We start from the raw sequence: 17,871 nt of genomic DNA, 5'->3' as shown, positions 1-17,871 counted from the left end.
AAAAACAAACATAAAAAACCCCCCCCCCCCCCCCACCCCCCCCGGGGGGGGGGGGGGGGGGGGGGGGGCGCCCCCCCCCCCCCCCCCCCCCCCCCCACCCCGGTTCTTGTCACCCACAACAATAAAAGCAGGAGTGCATGGCAGTGAAAATCGCCAGCATCGAAGTCATTCGGCTGAGTATTCCCTTCAGCACCGGCGCGACCCAGCGCAGTAACAGCGGGCCGGTCCAGGACGACGACGCCTTCAACGCCGCCTCGACCCGCCATCGGCGCATGGAAAGCCTGATGCTCAAGGTCAGCACCGACAGCGGCCTGGTGGGCTGGGGTGAAGCCTTCGGCCACGGCAGCAACCCGGTGACCTACAAGGCCCTGACCGACCTGGTGGCGCCGCAGTTTCTCGGCAGCGACGTGGCGAATTTCCAGGACACCCTGGAAGCCGCCAGGCGCGCCCTGCATGGCTTTGGCAGCAGCGGACCGGTGACCTACGCCTTGTCGGCAATGGACATCGCGCTCTGGGACCTGGCTGCACAGCGCGCTGGCCAGCCGCTATACAAGCTGCTCGGCGGCCGAGACCGGCCCCTGGAGCTGTACGCGAGCCTGGTCAGCTACGGCAATGACCCCGAGGAAGTGGCGCGCCAGGTACGCCGTGCGCGCGGTCAGGGATTTCGCAAGATCAAGCTCCACGAAACCACCTACGCCGCCATCGCTGCTGCCCGTGAGGCGTTGCCGGTGGAGGAGGGCGAGCTGATGGTCGACGTCAATTGCCCCTGGAGCGTGAGCCAGGCCAGCGAGATGGCCGGACAACTGCGCCCGCTGCAATTGGCCTGGCTCGAAGAGCCGGTCTGGCCGCCGGATGACGCCCATGGCCTGGCCCAGGTGCGCAGCCACGGCGTGCCCATCGCTGCCGGGGAAAACGCCGCCGGGGTCCAGGGCCTGCGGGCGATGTTCGAGCAGGGTGCGCTGGATATCGCCCAACCGAGCGTGGCCAAGATCGGCGGTATCAGCGCCATGGTCCAGGTCTTCGAGCTGGCCCGGCGCTACCAGGTCAAGGTCGTTCCCCATTGCTTCTACTTCGGTCCCGGGCTGTTGGCGGTGGCGCATCTGTGCAGCCTGCTGCCGGCGGATATCAGCCTTGAGGTGCCCTTTATCGAGTTCGAGCGCCTGCTGTACCCGCAGCTCGCGTTCACCCCGCAGATGAGCCTGCCGCAGCAGCCGGGGCTGGGCTTCGCGCCTGACGCCGAGGTGCTCGGCGCTTACACCGTGGAATCTGTAGTGCTGTCCTGACAACAATAAGGGTCGACAAAAATGTTAGGTAAATACCGCTGGAAAATCGCCGGCCTGCTGTTCTTCGCCGGGATGCTCAACTACCTCGACCGCGCTGCGTTGTCGGTGGTGGCGCCGCTGCTCAAGGGCGAGCTGAACATCAATGACGCGCAAATGGGCTTTATCTTCAGCAGCTTCTTTATCGGCTACTGCGCCTTCTGTTTTATCGGCGGCTATGCGGCGGATAAATTCGGGCCCAAGCGCGTGTTCGCCTGGGCCGCGGGCGGCTGGTCGGTGTTTTGCGGCCTTACGGCGCTGATCACCGGGTATGTGCAGTTGCTGATCTGTCGGATCTTTTTCGGCATGGGCGAAGGCCCGATGGGCACCACCACCAACAAGGCGATCACCAACTGGTTCCCCCGTGAGGAGGCTGGCCGCGCGATCGGTTTCACCAACTGCGGCCAGCCCCTGGGCGCGGCACTGGCGGGGCCGATTGTCGGCCTGGTGGCGTTGAATTTCGGCTGGCGGATTTCCTTCGTGGTGATCGCGGTGCTGGGCGGCCTGTGGCTGCTGGCGTGGCTGAAGTTCTTCAAGGACACCCCCGAGCAGCATCCGCGAGTGTCCGAGGCCGAGCGCGAGCTGATTCGCCAGAGCCGCGCCAACATCATTGTCGAGAGCGTCGAAGAGGGTCGCAGCCTGACCCATTACATCTTTTCGGTGCCGGTACTGGCCGTGGCCATGGCGTTTTTCTGCTTCAACTACGTGCTGTATTTCTTCCTCACCTGGCTGCCCAGCTACCTGATGGATTACCAGCACCTGGACATCAAGAGCATGAGCATCATCGGCGTGATCCCGTGGCTGGGCGCGGCGGTGGGCTTTCTTGGCGGCGGCTTTTTCGCCGATGGCCTGGGCCGGCGCCTGGGGAATGTGATCCTGGCGCGCAAGATCGTGCTGACCCTGGGCCTGGGCGTGGCGGCGGTCTGTGTGCTGCTGACCACCCAGGTCGCTTCCCTGGGGATGGCGGTGGCCTGCATCACCGTGTCCAGCGTGTTTCTGTTCATGACCCCGCAGATCTGCTGGGCGCTGATCCAGGACATCGTGCCGAAGAACCGCGTGGGCGGCACCGGTGGCTTCGTGCATTTGCTGGCGAACCTGGCGGGTATCGCCGCACCGTCCCTGACCGGCCTGCTGATCCAGTACGGTGGCGGCTACAACTCGGCGTTCTTCCTGGCCGCAGCGGTCTCGGCGGTGGGCATGGTGGTGGTCGTGTTGGCGGTGCGTTCCCGGCAACCCGAGGCGGGTGTTGCGCAAATGGCCTGATCCACCTGCCGGGGTGAAGGGTTTTGGTCCGGTGGTGGCGCCGGGCCTGAGACCGGGCCGGGAAACTGGCTTATCATTGGCGCCCTGACCACGGGCTCAAGGTTCACCCCGCATGCTGGCTATTTTTCTTCAAACACTGAGCATCACCGCCCCCGTGTTTGCGATGTTGTTTCTTGGCGTACTGCTCAAGCGCGTGGGCTGGATCAACGACAATTTCATTCATACCGCGTCGGCCCTGGTGTTCAACGTCACCATGCCGGCGTTGTTGTTTCTGGGCATCCTCCATGCCGACCTGCATTCGGCGCTCAAGCCCGGGCTGCTGATCTACTTCGCCGTGGCCACCCTGCTCAGTTTTATCGGTGCCTGGGGCTGGGCGATCTGGCGCTGCCCGCGGGAAGACCGGGGCATCTATACCCAGGGCGCGTTTCGCGGCAACAACGGCGTGATCGGCCTGGCCCTGGCGGCGAGCATGTATGGCGCGTACGGGATCTCCCTGGGGGCGGTGCTCGCGGCGCTGGTGATTCTGTTCTACAACACGCTGTCGACCATTGTCCTGGCGGTCTACAGCCCGGTGATCAAGTCCGATCCGTGGAGCATCTGCAAAAGCGTGGTCAGCAACCCGCTGATCATCAGCGTGCTGCTGGCAGCGCCCTTTGCTTATTGGCAGATCAGCTTGCCGGGCTGGCTCGAAAGCTCCGGCCAGAACCTGGCGCAGATGACGCTGCCCCTGGCCCTGATCTGCATCGGCGGCACCTTGTCGCTGGAAGCCTTACGCAAAAGTGGCGACCTGGCACTGAGCTCGAGCCTGGTGAAAATGGTCGGGTTGCCGGTGCTGGCGACATTGGGCGCCTGGTTGTGCGGCTTTCGCGGGGCGGAGCTGGGGATTCTGTTTCTGTACTTCGGCAGCCCCACGGCGGCCGCCAGTTTTGTCATGGCGCGCGCTGCCAATGGCAACCATGAATTGGCGGCGGCGATCATTGTCATCACCACGCTGATGGCGGCCGTGACCACCAATATCGGGATCTTCCTGTTGCAGTGGGGCGGCTGGATCTGACGCCGGCAACGGACTGATCGCCAGCCCGTTGCCGATTCCGGCGAGGTCTCAGTCGGGCTTCTGATAGGTGTCGATCACTTCCTGTGCTGCACGGAAGGCATCGATGGCCGCCGGCACTCCGGCATACACCGCGCAATGCAGCAGTGCCTCGCGAATCTCTTCGACGCTGCAACCGTTGTTCAATGCGCCACGCACATGGCCCTTGAGCTCCTGCGGGCACTTGAGCGCGGTCAACGCGGCCAGGGTGATCAGGCTGCGGGTCTTGAGCGGCAAGCCCTCGCGGTTCCAGACGCTGCCCCAGGCGTGTTCATTGACGAAGTCCTGCAGCGGTTGGGTGAAGTCGGTGGCGTTGCCCAGGGCGCGGTCGACGAACTCATCGCCCATGACTTGGCGCCGCACTTCAACACCGGGCTTCTTTGGGTCGGTCATTGTGCTTCTCCTTTCTTGTGTTGGCGGCGCCAGGCACGCAGCGAGCTGAATAGCAAAAAGGCCACCAGCGCCGGCAGGACGAAAAACAGCATCAGGTTTTCCAGCTTGCCGGCCAGGGGCATGCCGGTGGTGAAGGACACCACGTGCAGCCCATAGGCCAGGTACAAACCCAGAAACAGCAAGCCCTCGGCCCGGGTCACCCGGTAACCGGAATAGAACACCGGCAGGCACAGCACGGCGACTCCCAGCATCACCGGCAAGTCGAAATCCAGGGCGTTGGGCGAGACCGACAGTGGCATCGGTGCCACCAGGGCGGTGAACCCCAAGACCCCCAGCAGGTTGAACAGGTTGCTGCCGATGACGTTGCCTACGGCGATATCCCGCTGCCCGCGCAAGGCGGCGATCAGCGAGGTGGCCAGCGCCGGCAGCGAGGTGCCGACCGCAATCACGGTCAGGCCGATGATGCGCTCGGACAAGCCCAGGTCGGAGGCCACTTCCACCGCCGCCTGCAACAGCAGGTGCCCGGCGAAGGCCAGCAGGCCCAGGCCCAGCAGCATCGACAGCAGGCTGCTGACCCAGGGTGGGTTGCTGCTGGCAGGGTGCAGCCCTTGCCCGGTGTGGTCGGCGCCGGCCTGGGGGCGGGCGCTGTGGCGCGACTGGCGCAGCAGCAGGCCCAGGTACAGCAGCAGGGCGGCCAGCAGGATCAGGCCATCGACCGGGGTCAGTTCTTCGTTGTAGGCCAGGACGAACACCAGCAGGCTGGCGCCGATCATCAGCGGGATATCCAGGCGCACCAGTTGCCGCGAGACCCGCAGCGGGATGATCAGGGCCGACAGACCTAGGGTGACCAGGATGTTGAAGATGCTGCTGCCGATCACGCTGCCCACAGCGATATCGGTGTTTTCAGCCAGGGTCGCCTGCAGGCTGACCGCCATCTGCGGCGCGCTGCTGCCCAGGGCGACGATGGTCAGGCCGATGATCAGTGGCCGCACATGCAGGCGCGCCGCAAGGCGCACGGCGGCACGCACCAGCAGCTCGGCGCCGGCCACCAGCAGGATCAGGCCGCTGACAAGCTGCACCAGGCTGAGCAGGGGTAAATCGGCTAATCCGAAAATGGTCAGGGCTCCGTCGGTCAGTCGCTGAGGGCTTGCACGCGCACCCGCGCGGTGCCGCTGCGCAGCATGCCCAGTTGCTCGGCCGCGGCGCGGGACAGGTCGATCAGGCGGCCACGGGTGTGGGGCCCGCGGTCGTTGATGCGCACCACCACGGTCTTGTCGTTGCTCAGATTGGTGACTTGCACCCGAGTGCCGAAGGGCAGCTCGCGATGGGCGGCGCTCAGGCCGTGCTGGTCGAAGGGTTCGCCGCTGGCGGTACGCTTGCCATGGTGGCGGGCACCGTAATAGGAGGCGGTGCCGGTTTCGTCATAACCGCGTGGGTCGATGACATGGCTGGTGGCGCAGCCGGCAAGCAGGGAGAGCAGGGCACAGGCACCAAGCAGACGCTTCATAAACCGGGCTCGCATAATAAATGTGGCGAGGGAGCAGGCTCCGTCGCCACAGGGGCGTGTGCCATGACCGGGGTCAGGCACACGCTCGATAAACCGCTATCAGCCTTCAAGCTTACTTTTCAGCAGCTCGTTGACCTGTTGCGGGTTGGCCTTGCCTTTGGAGGCTTTCATGGCCTGGCCGACGAAGAAGCCGAACATCTTGCCGCGCTTGGCTTCATCGGCGGCGCGGTACTGCTCGACCTGCTCGGCGTTGGCCGCGAGCATTTCGTCGAGCACGGCAGAGATGGCGCCGCTGTCGGTGACTTGCTTGAGGCCACGCTTGTCGATGATTTCGTCAGCGCTGCCTTCGCCGTTGGCCATGGCTTCGAACACGGTCTTGGCAATCTTGCCGGAGATGGTGTTGTCCTTGATCCGCAACAGCATGCCGCCCAGTTGCTCGGCCGAGACCGGAGCCTCGTCGATTTCCAGGCCCTGCTTGTTCAACAGGCTGCCCAACTCGACCATGACCCAGTTGGCGGCCAGTTTGGCGTCACCGGCAATCTTCACCACCTTCTCGAAGTAGTCCGCCTGCTCACGGCTCGACGCCAGCACGCTGGCATCGTAGACCGACAGGCCGAACTGCTCCTGGAAGCGCTCGCGTTTTTGCGGTGGCAGTTCCGGCAGGGTGGCGCGCACGGCATCGAGGAACGAGTCTTCGATCACCACCGGCAGCAGGTCCGGATCGGGGAAGTAACGGTAGTCGTTGGCTTCTTCCTTGCTGCGCATCGGACGGGTTTCGTCCTTGTTCGGGTCATACAGGCGGGTTTGCTGGATGACCTTGCCACCGTCTTCGATCAGTTCGATCTGGCGGCGGACTTCGCTGTTGATCGCCTTCTCGATGAAGCGGAACGAGTTGACGTTCTTGATCTCGCAGCGGGTGCCGAATTCGACCTGGCCCTTGGGCCGGATCGACACGTTGCAGTCGCAACGCAGGGAGCCTTCGGCCATGTTGCCGTCGCAGATGCCCAGGTAGCGCACCAGGGCGTGGATCGACTTGACGTAGGCCACGGCTTCCTTGGCGTTGCGCATGTCCGGCTCGGAAACGATTTCCAGCAACGGCGTGCCGGCACGGTTCAGGTCGATGCCGGTGGCACCATTGAACTCTTCGTGCAGACTTTTGCCGGCGTCTTCTTCCAGGTGCGCGCGGGTGATGCCCACGCGTTTGACCGTGCCGTCTTCCAGCGGAATATCCAGGAAGCCCTTGCCCACGATCGGCAATTCCATCTGGCTGATCTGGTAGCCCTTGGGCAGGTCCGGGTAGAAGTAGTTTTTACGCGCGAACACGTTGTGCTGGCCGATCTCGGCGTCGACCGCCAGACCGAACATCACCGCCATGCGTACCGCTTCCTGGTTCAGCACTGGCAGCACGCCGGGCATGCCCAGGTCGACCAGGCTGGCCTGGGTGTTGGGCTCGGCACCGAAGGCGGTGGAGCTACCGGAGAAAATCTTCGATTGAGTGGTGAGCTGGGTATGAATCTCCAGCCCGATCACGACTTCCCATTGCATGTGTGTCTCCTCAGAAGCCGGTTGGGGTGCGGGTGTGCCAGTCAGTGTTGAGCTGATACTGGTGGGCAACGTTCAACAGGCGACCTTCCTGGAAATAAGGAGCGAGCAACTGCACGCCGACCGGCAGGCCGTCGACGAAACCGGCGGGCATGGACAAGCCCGGCAGGCCGGCAAGGTTGGCGGTGATGGTGTAGACGTCTTCCAGGTACGCAGCGACCGGGTCGCTGCTCTTGGCGCCGATTTTCCAGGCCGGGTTGGGCGTGGTCGGGCCGAGGATGATGTCGACTTCATTAAAGGCAGCCATGAAGTCGTTCTTGATCAGGCGGCGGATTTTCTGCGCCTTCAAGTAGTAGGCGTCGTAGTAACCGGCAGACAGGGCGTAGGCGCCGACCATGATCCGGCGTTGAACTTCAGTGCCGAAGCCTTCGCCGCGGGAGCGTTTGTACAGATCTTCAAGCTTGGTCGGGTTTTCGCAGCGGTAGCCGAAGCGCACGCCGTCGAAACGCGAGAGGTTGGAGGAGGCCTCGGCCGGGGCGATCACGTAGTAGGCGGGAATCGCGTGCTGCATGTTCGGCAGGCTGATTTCCTTGATCACCGCGCCGAGCTTTTCCAGCTCCTTGACGCTGGTGTGGATCAGCTCGGCGATGCGCGGGTCGAGGCCGGCGCTGAAATATTCCTTGGGCACGCCGATGCGCAGGCCCTGCAGCGAGCCGTTGAGGCTGGCGCTGTAGTCCGGGACCGGTTCGTCGATGCTGGTGGAGTCGTTAGGGTCGAAGCCGGCCATGCCTTGCAGCAGGATCGCACAGTCTTCGGCGGTGCGCGCCAACGGGCCGCCCTGGTCGAGGCTGGAGGCGTAGGCAATCATGCCCCAGCGCGAAACGCGACCGTAGGTCGGTTTCAGCCCGGTGAGGTTGGTCAGCGCAGCGGGCTGGCGGATCGAGCCGCCGGTATCGGTGCCGGTGGCGGCAGGCAGCAGGCGCGCGGCAACTGCTGCGGCCGAACCGCCGGACGAGCCGCCCGGCACGCATTCCAGGTTCCACGGGTTTTTGGCTGGGCCGTAGAAGCTCGACTCGTTGCCCGAACCCATGGCGAATTCGTCCATGTTGGTTTTGCCCAGGGTCACGGTGCCGGCGGCGGCCAGTTTGGCGACCACGGTGGCGTCGTAGGGGGCCTTGAAGTTGTCGAGCATCTTCGAGCCGCAGCTGGTGCGGATGCCCTGGGTGCAGAACAGGTCTTTGTGGGCGATCGGCGCGCCAAGCAGGGCGCCGTTCTCACCGTTGGCGCGACGTGCGTCGGCGGCCTTGGCCTGGCTCAGAGCCAGGTCCTGGGTGAGGCTGATGAAGCTGTTGAGCTGCGGATCGAGCTGGGCGATGCGCGCCAGCAGGGTCGTGGTCAGCTCTACGGAAGAAAACTTTTTATCGGCGAGTCCGCGGGCGATCTCGGCCAGAGTCATGTGATGCATTGCAGGCTCTTTCCCTTTAGTCGATGACTTTCGGAACCAGATACAGGCCGTTTTCGACCGCTGGCGCGATGGACTGATAAGCCTCGCGGTGATTGGACTCGGTCACAACGTCTGCGCGCAGGCGCTGGCTGGCTTCCAGTGGGTGGGCCAGGGGTTCGATACCGTCGGTATCGACTGCCTGCATTTCATCCACCAGCCCGAGAATGCTGTTCAGGGCGGAGGTGATGTGTGGAAGATCGGCTTCATTGAGGCCCAGACAGGCCAGATGAGCGATTTTTTCCACGTCGGAGCGTTCAAGCGCCATGGGATTCTCCAGTGGAAAACAGAACGGAGGTCGTCCGTGTGTTAGATTGTCGGAACACTACCGCATTTCTACGGTCATAAGGCCGCGATTGTGGGGGTTGGTGCACAGAAAAGCGGCCAATTTAACATATTGGCGCCTTGCCCAAAATCCCTGTCGTTGTTAGAGTTTGCCGCACTTTTTTACCCACGCGTTGCCTAGGGTCCCTTTCCCATGTTCAAGAAACTGCGTGGCATGTTTTCCAGCGATCTTTCCATTGACCTGGGCACTGCCAACACCCTTATTTACGTGCGCGAGCGCGGTATCGTCCTGAATGAACCATCGGTTGTGGCCATTCGGACCCACGGTAATCAGAAAAGTGTCGTTGCCGTCGGCACCGAGGCCAAGCGCATGCTGGGCCGTACACCGGGCAACATTGCTGCCATTCGTCCGATGAAAGATGGCGTTATCGCCGACTTCAGTGTCTGCGAAAAGATGCTGCAATACTTTATCAACAAGGTTCACGAAAACAGCTTTCTGCAGCCTAGCCCTCGTGTGCTGATCTGCGTTCCATGCAAGTCCACCCAGGTTGAGCGTCGTGCCATCCGTGAGTCGGCCCTTGGCGCCGGTGCCCGTGAAGTGTTCCTGATCGAAGAGCCGATGGCTGCTGCGATCGGTGCCGGCTTGCCGGTTGAAGAAGCCCGCGGTTCGATGGTCGTGGATATCGGTGGCGGTACCACTGAAATCGCGCTGATCTCCCTGAACGGTGTGGTTTACGCCGAATCCGTACGTGTGGGCGGCGACCGTTTCGACGAAGCCATCATCACTTACGTGCGTCGCAACTACGGCAGCCTGATCGGCGAATCCACCGCCGAGCGCATCAAGCAGGAAATCGGTACAGCCTACCCGGGCGGCGAAGTCCGTGAAGTCGACGTTCGCGGCCGCAACCTGGCCGAAGGCGTACCACGTGCGTTCACCCTGAACTCCAATGAAGTGCTGGAAGCTCTGCAAGAGTCCCTGGCCACCATCGTTCAGGCAGTGAAGAGCGCCCTGGAGCAATCGCCTCCGGAACTGGCTTCGGATATCGCCGAGCGTGGCCTGGTGCTGACCGGTGGTGGCGCTCTGTTGCGTGACCTCGACAAGCTGCTGGCCCAGGAAACCGGCCTGCCGGTGATTGTTGCCGAAGACCCGCTGACCTGTGTTGCTCGCGGCGGTGGCCGTGCATTGGAAATGATGGACAAACACACCATGGACCTGCTCTCCAGCGAATAACTTCGCCGGATGCATCTATGCTGTTCCGCTCGCAGGTAGCACTTTGCAGTGCTGCCTGTTGGCGTTTATCTTCTGTCAATCTGCATCCAGGCCGGTTTGATGCCGTATGAATAACGAGAACATTTGCCTGGGAGGAGCGGCTTATTAAACCGCTTTTCGCCAAGGGCCCCTCACTGGGCGTACGCTTGTTGGTGCTGGTCGTGTTATCGGTCGCGCTGATGGTGGTCGATGCCCGCTTTACCCTGCTCAAGCCTGTGCGCAGCCAGATGTATGTGCTGATGGAAGCGTATACGGTCACCGATCTGCCTGATCGGTTCTGGCAGTTCGTGTCCAGCCAGCTGGGCAGCCGTACCGAACTTGCTGCTGACAACGAAAAACTCAAGACCGAAAACCTGCTGTTGCAGGGGCGCATGCAGAAGCTTGCCGCCCTGACCGAGCAGAACGTTCGGCTGCGCGAGTTGCTCAACTCCTCGGCGCTGGTCAATGAGAAGGTCGAAGTGGCCGAATTGATCGGCATCGATCCCAACCCGTTCACCCATCGCATCATCATCAATAAAGGTGAGCGCGACGGTGTGGTCCTCGGCCAGCCGGTGCTCGATGCCCGTGGCCTGATGGGCCAGGTGGTCGAGTTGATGCCCTACACCTCTCGCGTGCTGTTGCTGACCGACACCACCCACAGTATTCCGGTGCAGGTCAATCGCAACGGCCTGCGTGCCATCGCCAGCGGCACCGGCAACCCGGAGCGCCTGGAACTGCGCCACGTGGCCGATACCGCCGACATCAAGGAGGGCGACCTGCTGGTCAGCTCCGGCCTGGGCCAGCGTTTCCCGGCGGGCTACCCGGTGGCCACGGTCAAGGAAGTCATTCATGACTCCGGCCAGCCGTTTGCCATTGTCCGTGCGGTCCCGACCGCCGCCCTCAACCGCAGTCGCTACCTGCTGCTGGTGTTCAGTGACAGCCGTACCCCTGAAGAGCGTGCCAATGACGCGGCCAAGGCCGAAGAGGCCTTGCATCAGCCTGGCGGCGTCGGTGACGCCCCGGTCAAACCCGCCGTAACGCCGGCACCGGCGACAGCCCCAGCGGTTGCGCCTGCCGCAGCAACCCCGGCTGCCGCGACACCTGCCAAACCGCCTGCCCATGCAGCGCCGGCCAGGCCGGCTGCCGCCAAACCACCTGCAACCACCACCCGGGCGCGAGAATAATGGCCAGTGCGCAATCCCAGAATGGCTGGATCATCTGGCTGACCTTCTTTATCGCGTTGCTGCTTGGCATCGTGCCGTTTCCGCATTTTGAAATCCTGCGTCCGTTGTTTATGGCGTTGCTGCTGGCCTTCTGGGCCCTGGAGCTGCCGCAGCGGGTGGGGATGGTCACTGCCTGGTGCCTGGGGATTGCCCAGGACGTGCTCGACGGAACCTTCCTCGGGCACAACGCGCTGATCCTGACCCTGATCACCTTCCTGGTGCTGTCGTTGCAGCAACGGGTGCGGATGTTCCCGATGTGGCAGCAAAGCCTGGTGGTGCTGGTGATCTTCGGGCTCGCGCAGTTGCTCCAGCTGTGGCTCAGCGCCCTGACCGGCAATCGGGAAACCCTTGCCGTGCTGCTGCCGGCCTTGATCAGCGCCTTGCTCTGGCCGTGGGTCAGCTTTGGTCTTCGCGGGTTGCGCCGACGCTTCAAAATCAATTAATTCGGTCAGGCATTGACCCGCACCTCGACAGGGAGATGTCTTGATGAATCCGCTTTACCTCGCCTCTGGCTCGCCGCGTCGCCGTGAATTGCTCACGCAGATCGGCGTGCCCTTTACCGCCATCAGCGCGGATATCGACGAAACCCCTCTGCCCAATGAAGCCCCTGCGGCCTATGTCGAGCGCCTGGCGCGGGGCAAGGCCGAGGCCGGGCGCGGCCTGATCACCAGCAGCGAATCCCAGGCGCCGGCCTGCGTGCTGGGGGCCGACACGGCGGTGGTGCTCGATGGGCGGATTCTTGGCAAGCCCCTGGATCAGGCCGATGCGCAATCCATGCTCCTGGCCCTGTCGGGGCGTGAACATGAAGTACTGACCGCCATTGCCGTGCTCGATGGCCAGCGCTGCGAGTCACGGGTAGTGCGCAGCCTGGTGCGTTTCCGGGAGATTGGCCGCGATGAAGCCACGGCCTACTGGCACAGTGGCGAGCCCCAGGACAAAGCCGGCGGCTATGCGATCCAGGGGCTTGCGGCGGTGTTTGTCGCCGGGCTCAATGGCAGTTATTCCGCCGTGGTGGGCCTGCCTGTTTGCGAAACCGCAGAACTGCTGGGCCATTTCGGCATACCCTGTTGGCAAAACCTTACAGTGCGCTAAGCGCCGTACCTGACTGATGCGGCCATCTATAGTGAACATGCCTGAACGAGACCCTGCCATGAGCGAAGAGATTCTGATCAACATCACGCCGATGGAGTCGCGCGTGGCGGTGGTCGAAAACGGTGTCCTGCAAGAAGTGCATGTCGAGCGCACCCAGCGCCGCGGCATCGTCGGCAACATCTACAAAGGCAAGGTAGTCCGGGTATTGCCGGGCATGCAGGCCGCCTTTGTCGACATCGGCCTGGATCGCGCGGCGTTTATCCACGCCTCGGAAATCTCCCTGCGCGAAGGCTCGACGGTCGAAAGCATCAGCGCCCTGGTGCACGAAGGGCAGAGCCTGGTGGTGCAAGTCACCAAGGACCCCATCGGGTCCAAGGGCGCACGCCTGACCACCCAGCTCTCGATCCCGTCACGCTACCTGGTGTATATGCCGCGCACGGCCCATGTCGGTATCTCCCTGAAGATCGAAGACGAAGCCGAACGCGAGCGCCTGAAAAAGGTGGTCAGCGACTGCGTGGCCCAGGAAGGCATCAAGGAAGCCGGCGGGTTTATCCTGCGCACCGCTGCCGAAGGCGCGGGTGCTGACGAAATCATGATGGACATCCGCTACCTGCGCCGGTTGTGGGATCAGATCGCAACCCAGATCAAGACCATCGGCGCGCCGAGCGTGATCTATGAAGACCTGGGCCTGGCGCTGCGTACCTTGCGCGACCTGGTCAGCCCGAAGATCGAGAAGATCCGCATCGACTCCCGGGAAACCTTCCAGAAGACCACGCAGTTCGTGGCCGAGCTGATGCCGGAAATCGCCGACCGCCTGGAGCACTACCCGGGGGAGCGGCCGATCTTCGATCTGTACGGGGTCGAAGACGAAATCCAGAAAGCCCTGGAACGCAAGGTGCCGCTCAAGTCCGGCGGCTACCTGGTGGTCGATCCGGCCGAGGCCATGACCACCATCGACGTCAACACCGGGGCTTTCGTCGGCCATCGCAACCTTGAAGAAACCATCTTCAAGACTAACCTTGAAGCCGCGACCGCCATTGCGCGCCAGCTGCGCCTGCGCAACCTGGGCGGGATCATCATCATCGACTTCATCGACATGGAAGATGAAGAACACCAGCGTCAAGTATTGCGGACCCTGGAGAAACAGCTGGAGCGGGACCACGCCAAGACCAACATCATCGGCATCACCGAGTTGGGTCTGGTGCAGATGACGCGCAAGCGCACCCGCGAAAGCCTGGAGCAGGTCCTGTGCGAGCCCTGCAGCAGTTGCCAGGGCCGGGGCAAGTTGAAGACTCCGGAAACCGTCTGTTACGAGATTTTCCGCGAGATCCTGCGCGAGGCGCGGGCCTATCAGGCTGAAGGTTATCGAGTACTGGCCAACCAGAAAGTGGTGGATCGCTTGCTCGACGAGGAGTCGGGCAACGTGGCCGAGCTCGAGGGGTTTATCGGTCGGACCATTCGTTTTCAGGTCGAAACCATGTATTCCCAGGAACAATACGACGTGGTGCTGCTCTGAGTCCGCGTGTTTCAACTTATTGGCAACGGCTGGCTTCAGCTTTTTGCATGACTATTGCCTTGGGAGCCCACTGACATGGAGCGGTTGATCCGCCTGTTCGCCGCACTGATTCGCTGGGGGCTTGGGCTTTGCGCGGTGCTGCTGGTGCTGACTGCGCTGTACGTCAGTCTCGGCCGCGAGCTGACCCCGCTGGTCGCCGAATACCGTGCCGAAGTCGAGGACAAGGCGCAGCAGGCGTTGGGCCTGCCCGTGCACATCGGCGCCCTGGAAGGCAGCTGGAACGGTTTGTCACCGGTGCTGGTGGCCCGTGACGTGATGGTTGGTGAAAGTGCCAATGCCTTGCGCCTGGACCAGGTGCGGGTCGCGCCGGACGTGCTGGCCAGCCTGCTGGCGTGGGAGGTGCGCATCGGCCGCCTCGAGCTCAACGGCCTGAACCTGAATCTCAAGGAAAACTCCGACGGCCGTTGGCAGCTGGAAGGCTTGCCGATGCAGCAGGACCAGCCGCTGGACCCCGAGCAACTGCTCAATCGCATGCAAATGGTCGCCCGGCTGTCGGTGCTCGACAGCCAGGTGACCCTGCAGCCGCTCGATCATGGGCCGATCAGCCTGACCTATGTCGGCCTTGAGCTGAGGACCGGCGCCAGCCGTCAAAGCCTGGAGGCGCGCCTGACCCTGCCTGACGGCCAGCCGGTGGCGCTCAACCTGCAAACCCGGATCCGGGCTAGCCAGTGGCGCGATGGGCAGGCCGATGCCTACTTGAGCCTGCCGCAAAGTGACTGGGCGCGCTGGTTGCCGGCCCGCTTGAGCCAACAGTGGAAGCTGTCCGAGCTCAAGGCGGGCGGCGAGTTCTGGCTGAGCTGGGGCGAGGGAACCGTGCAAAGTGCCGTGGTGCGCCTCAATGCTCCTCAGGTCAGCGGCGCCTACGCCGAACGCAAGCCGGTGACCCTGAAAAACCTGGCGCTCAATGCCTACTTCCAGCGCAGTGATAAAGGTTTCGGCGTACTGCTCGATTCCCTGGCCCTGAACCTGGGCGAGACGCGCTGGCAGTCGCGCATCCAGTTGCAACAGACCCATGCGGCGGAGCAGGTGCAGGAGCTGTGGCACCTGCAGGCCGATCGCCTGGACCTGACCCCACTGACCCCGCTCATCGATGCCCTGGCGCCGTTGCCGGAAGGGGTGGCCAAGGCGGTCGATGCGCTGAAGGTCACGGGTGTCATGCGCAATGTGCTGCTCGACTACCGTCCGCAAGAAACCGGCGATCAACGCCTGAGCTTTGCCGCCAACCTGGAACGGGTCGGGTTCGATGCCTACTACGGGGCACCGGCGGCGCGTAACGTGAGCGGCAGCATCAGCGGCGACCTGGGCCAGGGCGAGCTGCGCATGGACAGCAAGGATTTTTCCCTGCACCTCTATCCCATCTTCGCCAAGCCCTGGCAGTACATTCAGGCCAATGCCCGGCTGACCTGGACGCTCGACAAACAAGGTTTCACCCTGGTTGCGCCGTACCTCAAGGTGCTGGGCGAGGAGGGTAAGATCGCCGGCGACTTCCTGATCCGCCTGCATTTCGACCACACCCAGGAAGACTACATGGACCTGCGGGTCGGCCTGCTTGAGGGGGATGGGCGCTACACCGCCAAGTACCTGCCGCAGGTGTTGAGCCCGGCGCTGGACGAGTGGTTGCGGACCGCGATCCTCAAGGGCGCGGTCGACGAAGGCTTCTTCCAGTACCAGGGCTCGCTGAATCACGGCGCCCTGGATACCGCCCGCAGTATCAGCCTGTTCTTCAAGGTGCATGACGCCGAACTGGCGTTCCAGCCGGGCTGGCCCCATGTCGGCAAAGTCAGTGGCGATGTGTTTATCGAAGACAGCGGTGTGCGCATCCTGGCCAGCAAGGGGCAGTTGCTCGACACCCAGGTACGTGATGTCTACGTCAACATCCCCCATGTGCCCAGCGGGCAGATCAGCCATATGTACCTCGATGGCGAGTTTGCCGGTGGGCTGGGCGACGGCCTGAAAATTCTCCAGGACGCACCGATTGGCACCGGCTCGACCTTTGCTGGCTGGCAAGGCGAGGGCGACCTCAAGGGCAAGCTGAAGCTGGATATTCCCCTGGCCAAGGGTGACGAGCCGAAGATCCTGGTGGACTTCAAGACCGATAAATCCCGCTTGAAACTCAGTGAGCCGGAGCTGGAGCTGACCCAACTCAAGGGCGACTTCCGCTTTGACAGCAGCAAGGGCCTGAGCGGCCAGGACATCAGTGCCCAGGCGTTCGAGCGTCCGGTGACGGCGCAGATCTTCGCGGACGGCAAGGGCGGCAAGCTCAGTACACGGGTGGTCGCCAAAGGTCAGGTCGCGGTCAAAAAACTCACCGACTGGCTGAAGGTCGGCCAGCCGTTGCCGGTGTCCGGTGAAGTGCCCTATCAACTGCAATTGACCCTGGATGGCGCCGACAGCCAGATGATGGTCAGTTCCAGCCTCAAAGGGCTGGCGGTGGATCTGCCGGCACCCTTCGGCATGCCTGCCAGCATGGGTCGCGACAGCGTGTTCCGCATGACCTTGCAAGGCGCCGAACGGCGTTACTGGTTCAAATACGGCGAGCTGGCCGACTTTACCTTTGCCGCGCCTGGCAGCAGTTTCGCCGCCGGTCGTGGCGAGCTGTTCCTGGGCAGTGGCGAGGCGATCCTGCCGGTCGCCAAAGGCCTGCGGATTCGCGGGGTGTTGTCCGAGCTGGACGTGGAACCGTGGAAGGCCCTGGTCGATCGTTACGCCGGACAGGACCCTGGCGGCAGCGCCAAGCAACTGCTGAGCGGAGCAGAGTTCAAGGTCGGCAAACTCAGTGCATTCGGTACCACCCTGGATCAGGTCAGCCTGCAGTTGCAGCGCAAACCGGCGGCCTGGGCCTTGCAGATCGACAGCCAGCAGGCCAAGGGCAATGTCGGGATTCCCGATGCCAAGTCCGCACCGATGGCGATCAACATGCAGTATGTGCGGCTGCCGGCGGCGGACCCGACGGCGCAGGCCGACGAAAACGCCCCGGACCCGCTGGCCTCGGTCGACCCCAAGCAAGTCCCGGCGCTGGATATTTCCATCGCTCAGTTGTTCCAGGGGCCCGACCTGATCGGCGCCTGGGCGCTCAAGGTTCGGCCAACGCCCAAGGGCATGGCCTTCAACAGCCTGGACCTGGGCCTCAAGGGCATGGTGTTGCAGGGTGACGGCGGCTGGGAAGGCCAGGCCGGTGCCAGCAACAGCTGGTTCAAGGGGCGCCTGGGGGGCAAGAACCTGGCAGACGTGCTCAAGGGCTGGGGCTTTGCACCGACGGTGACCAGTGAGGATTTCCATCTGGATGTCGACGGTCGCTGGCCGGGTTCGCCGGCCTGGGTCGGCCTCAAGCGCTTCTCCGGCACCCTCGACGCGACCTTGCGCAAGGGCCAGTTCGTGGAAGTCGAAGGGGGCGCGCAGGCGCTGCGGGTATTTGGCCTGCTCAACTTCAACTCCATCGGCCGGCGCTTGCGCCTGGACTTCTCCGACCTGTTCGGCAAGGGCTTGAGCTACGACCGGGTGAAGGGTTTGCTGGTGGCGAGCAATGGTGTCTACGTGACCCGCGAACCCATCACCCTGGCCGGACCTTCGAGCAACCTGGAGCTCAATGGCACCCTGGACATGGTGGCTGACCAGGTGGATGCCAAGCTGCTGGTGACCTTGCCGGTGACCAACAACCTGCCGATTGCGGCGCTGATCGTCGGGGCGCCGGCGATCGGTGGTGCGCTGTTTCTGATCGACAAGCTGATCGGTGACCGTGTGGCGCGCTTTGCCAGTGTCAAATACAACGTCAAGGGGCCATGGAAAGAGCCGAAAATCACCTTCGACAAGCCCTTTTGAGAAACCACGGCC

At 63.2% G+C, this 17,871-nt stretch carries 15 protein-coding genes; 9 read left to right on the top strand and 6 right to left on the bottom strand.

Annotated elements, in window-relative coordinates:
• Positions 1-137 precede the first annotated feature (137 nt).
• The 3 genes from ACOZJV_RS16395 to ACOZJV_RS16385 all read left to right on the top strand — a co-directional run bounded on the left by ACOZJV_RS16395 (position 138) and on the right by ACOZJV_RS16385 (position 3,636).
• Entirely contained in the window at positions 138-1,283 is a 1,146-nt protein-coding gene (locus tag ACOZJV_RS16395; RefSeq protein ID WP_421548043.1) for a mandelate racemase/muconate lactonizing enzyme family protein, read from the top strand.
• A 21-nt stretch (positions 1,284-1,304) separates the two neighbouring features.
• A complete protein-coding gene (locus ACOZJV_RS16390) occupies positions 1,305-2,582 on the top strand; it encodes an MFS transporter (protein ID WP_020297116.1) in 1,278 nt (425 codons plus the stop codon).
• 112 nt (positions 2,583-2,694) lie between these two features.
• Positions 2,695-3,636 (top strand): AEC family transporter, encoded by a 942-nt coding sequence (locus tag ACOZJV_RS16385; RefSeq protein ID WP_078469829.1) that lies wholly within the window; start codon positions 2,695-2,697, stop codon positions 3,634-3,636.
• Between the two features lie 48 nt (positions 3,637-3,684).
• Here the strand turns inward: ACOZJV_RS16385 and ACOZJV_RS16380 are convergent, their stop codons facing one another.
• From ACOZJV_RS16380 to gatC, 6 genes are all read right to left on the bottom strand, one after another.
• Positions 3,685-4,065, bottom strand: a complete 381-nt coding sequence (locus ACOZJV_RS16380) for a carboxymuconolactone decarboxylase family protein (protein ID WP_078469830.1) — start codon at positions 4,063-4,065, stop codon at positions 3,685-3,687.
• Complete coding sequence (locus ACOZJV_RS16375; protein ID WP_078469831.1) at positions 4,062-5,147, bottom strand: calcium/sodium antiporter; 1,086 nt, start codon at positions 5,145-5,147, stop codon at positions 4,062-4,064. The genes ACOZJV_RS16380 and ACOZJV_RS16375 overlap by 4 nt, the downstream gene beginning before the upstream one ends.
• A 50-nt stretch (positions 5,148-5,197) precedes the next feature.
• On the bottom strand, positions 5,198-5,572 hold the full coding sequence (locus ACOZJV_RS16370) for a septal ring lytic transglycosylase RlpA family protein (protein WP_078469832.1): 375 nt from the start codon (positions 5,570-5,572) through the stop codon (positions 5,198-5,200).
• Between the two features lie 99 nt (positions 5,573-5,671).
• Complete coding sequence (gatB, locus tag ACOZJV_RS16365) at positions 5,672-7,117, bottom strand: Asp-tRNA(Asn)/Glu-tRNA(Gln) amidotransferase subunit GatB (protein WP_078469833.1); 1,446 nt, start codon at positions 7,115-7,117, stop codon at positions 5,672-5,674.
• A 10-nt stretch (positions 7,118-7,127) separates the two neighbouring features.
• Positions 7,128-8,579 (bottom strand): Asp-tRNA(Asn)/Glu-tRNA(Gln) amidotransferase subunit GatA, encoded by a 1,452-nt coding sequence (gatA, locus tag ACOZJV_RS16360; protein WP_421548042.1) that lies wholly within the window; start codon positions 8,577-8,579, stop codon positions 7,128-7,130.
• 16 nt (positions 8,580-8,595) lie between these two features.
• Complete coding sequence (gatC, locus tag ACOZJV_RS16355) at positions 8,596-8,883, bottom strand: Asp-tRNA(Asn)/Glu-tRNA(Gln) amidotransferase subunit GatC (RefSeq protein WP_020297123.1); 288 nt, start codon at positions 8,881-8,883, stop codon at positions 8,596-8,598.
• A 210-nt stretch (positions 8,884-9,093) separates the two neighbouring features.
• On the opposite strand from gatC, the gene mreB reads away from it, so the two are divergent.
• The 6 genes from mreB (at position 9,094) to ACOZJV_RS16325 (ending at position 17,859) form a co-directional block, all read left to right on the top strand.
• Positions 9,094-10,131 carry a rod shape-determining protein MreB gene (mreB, locus tag ACOZJV_RS16350; RefSeq protein WP_002555108.1) on the top strand — a complete coding sequence of 346 codons (1,038 nt, stop codon included), beginning with the start codon at positions 9,094-9,096 and terminating at the stop codon, positions 10,129-10,131.
• Between the two features lie 143 nt (positions 10,132-10,274).
• Entirely contained in the window at positions 10,275-11,333 is a 1,059-nt protein-coding gene (mreC, locus tag ACOZJV_RS16345) for a rod shape-determining protein MreC (RefSeq protein WP_078469835.1), read from the top strand.
• The gene (gene mreD, locus ACOZJV_RS16340; protein ID WP_020297125.1) at positions 11,333-11,815 is read left to right on the top strand and encodes a rod shape-determining protein MreD; all 483 of its coding nucleotides are present in this window, start codon (positions 11,333-11,335) and stop codon (positions 11,813-11,815) included. The genes mreC and mreD overlap by 1 nt, the downstream gene beginning before the upstream one ends.
• A gap of 43 nt (positions 11,816-11,858) precedes the next feature.
• The gene (locus ACOZJV_RS16335; RefSeq protein ID WP_421548041.1) at positions 11,859-12,464 is read left to right on the top strand and encodes a Maf family protein; all 606 of its coding nucleotides are present in this window, start codon (positions 11,859-11,861) and stop codon (positions 12,462-12,464) included.
• A gap of 58 nt (positions 12,465-12,522) precedes the next feature.
• A complete protein-coding gene (gene rng / locus ACOZJV_RS16330) occupies positions 12,523-13,980 on the top strand; it encodes a ribonuclease G (RefSeq protein WP_020297127.1) in 1,458 nt (485 codons plus the stop codon).
• Between the two features lie 75 nt (positions 13,981-14,055).
• A complete protein-coding gene (locus tag ACOZJV_RS16325) occupies positions 14,056-17,859 on the top strand; it encodes a YhdP family protein (protein ID WP_421548040.1) in 3,804 nt (1,267 codons plus the stop codon).
• Positions 17,860-17,871: the final 12 nt, after the last annotated feature.

It is taken from the genome of Pseudomonas sp. QD4, from assembly GCF_049199125.1.
Lineage (GTDB): Bacteria > Pseudomonadota > Gammaproteobacteria > Pseudomonadales > Pseudomonadaceae > Aquipseudomonas.
The sequence above is the reverse complement of the archived record's forward strand: the minus strand, read 5'-3'. Positions and strand labels throughout refer to the sequence as shown.

Bases quoted from the DNA above. Each gene is read 5' to 3' on its own strand.
- ACOZJV_RS16395 (WP_421548043.1), top strand. From the start codon at position 138: ATGGCAGTGAAAATCGCCAGCATCGAAGTCATTCGGCTGAGTATTCCC.
- ACOZJV_RS16390 (WP_020297116.1), top strand. From the start codon at position 1,305: ATGTTAGGTAAATACCGCTGGAAAATCGCCGGCCTGCTGTTCTTCGCC.
- ACOZJV_RS16385 (WP_078469829.1), top strand. From the start codon at position 2,695: ATGCTGGCTATTTTTCTTCAAACACTGAGCATCACCGCCCCCGTGTTT.
- ACOZJV_RS16380 (WP_078469830.1), bottom strand. From the start codon at position 4,065: ATGACCGACCCAAAGAAGCCCGGTGTTGAAGTGCGGCGCCAAGTCATG.
- ACOZJV_RS16370 (WP_078469832.1), bottom strand. From the start codon at position 5,572: ATGAAGCGTCTGCTTGGTGCCTGTGCCCTGCTCTCCCTGCTTGCCGGC.
- gatB (WP_078469833.1), bottom strand. From the start codon at position 7,117: ATGCAATGGGAAGTCGTGATCGGGCTGGAGATTCATACCCAGCTCACC.
- gatA (WP_421548042.1), bottom strand. From the start codon at position 8,579: ATGCATCACATGACTCTGGCCGAGATCGCCCGCGGACTCGCCGATAAA.
- gatC (WP_020297123.1), bottom strand. From the start codon at position 8,883: ATGGCGCTTGAACGCTCCGACGTGGAAAAAATCGCTCATCTGGCCTGT.
- mreB (WP_002555108.1), top strand. From the start codon at position 9,094: ATGTTCAAGAAACTGCGTGGCATGTTTTCCAGCGATCTTTCCATTGAC.
- mreD (WP_020297125.1), top strand. From the start codon at position 11,333: ATGGCCAGTGCGCAATCCCAGAATGGCTGGATCATCTGGCTGACCTTC.
- ACOZJV_RS16335 (WP_421548041.1), top strand. From the start codon at position 11,859: ATGAATCCGCTTTACCTCGCCTCTGGCTCGCCGCGTCGCCGTGAATTG.
- rng (WP_020297127.1), top strand. From the start codon at position 12,523: ATGAGCGAAGAGATTCTGATCAACATCACGCCGATGGAGTCGCGCGTG.
- ACOZJV_RS16325 (WP_421548040.1), top strand. From the start codon at position 14,056: ATGGAGCGGTTGATCCGCCTGTTCGCCGCACTGATTCGCTGGGGGCTT.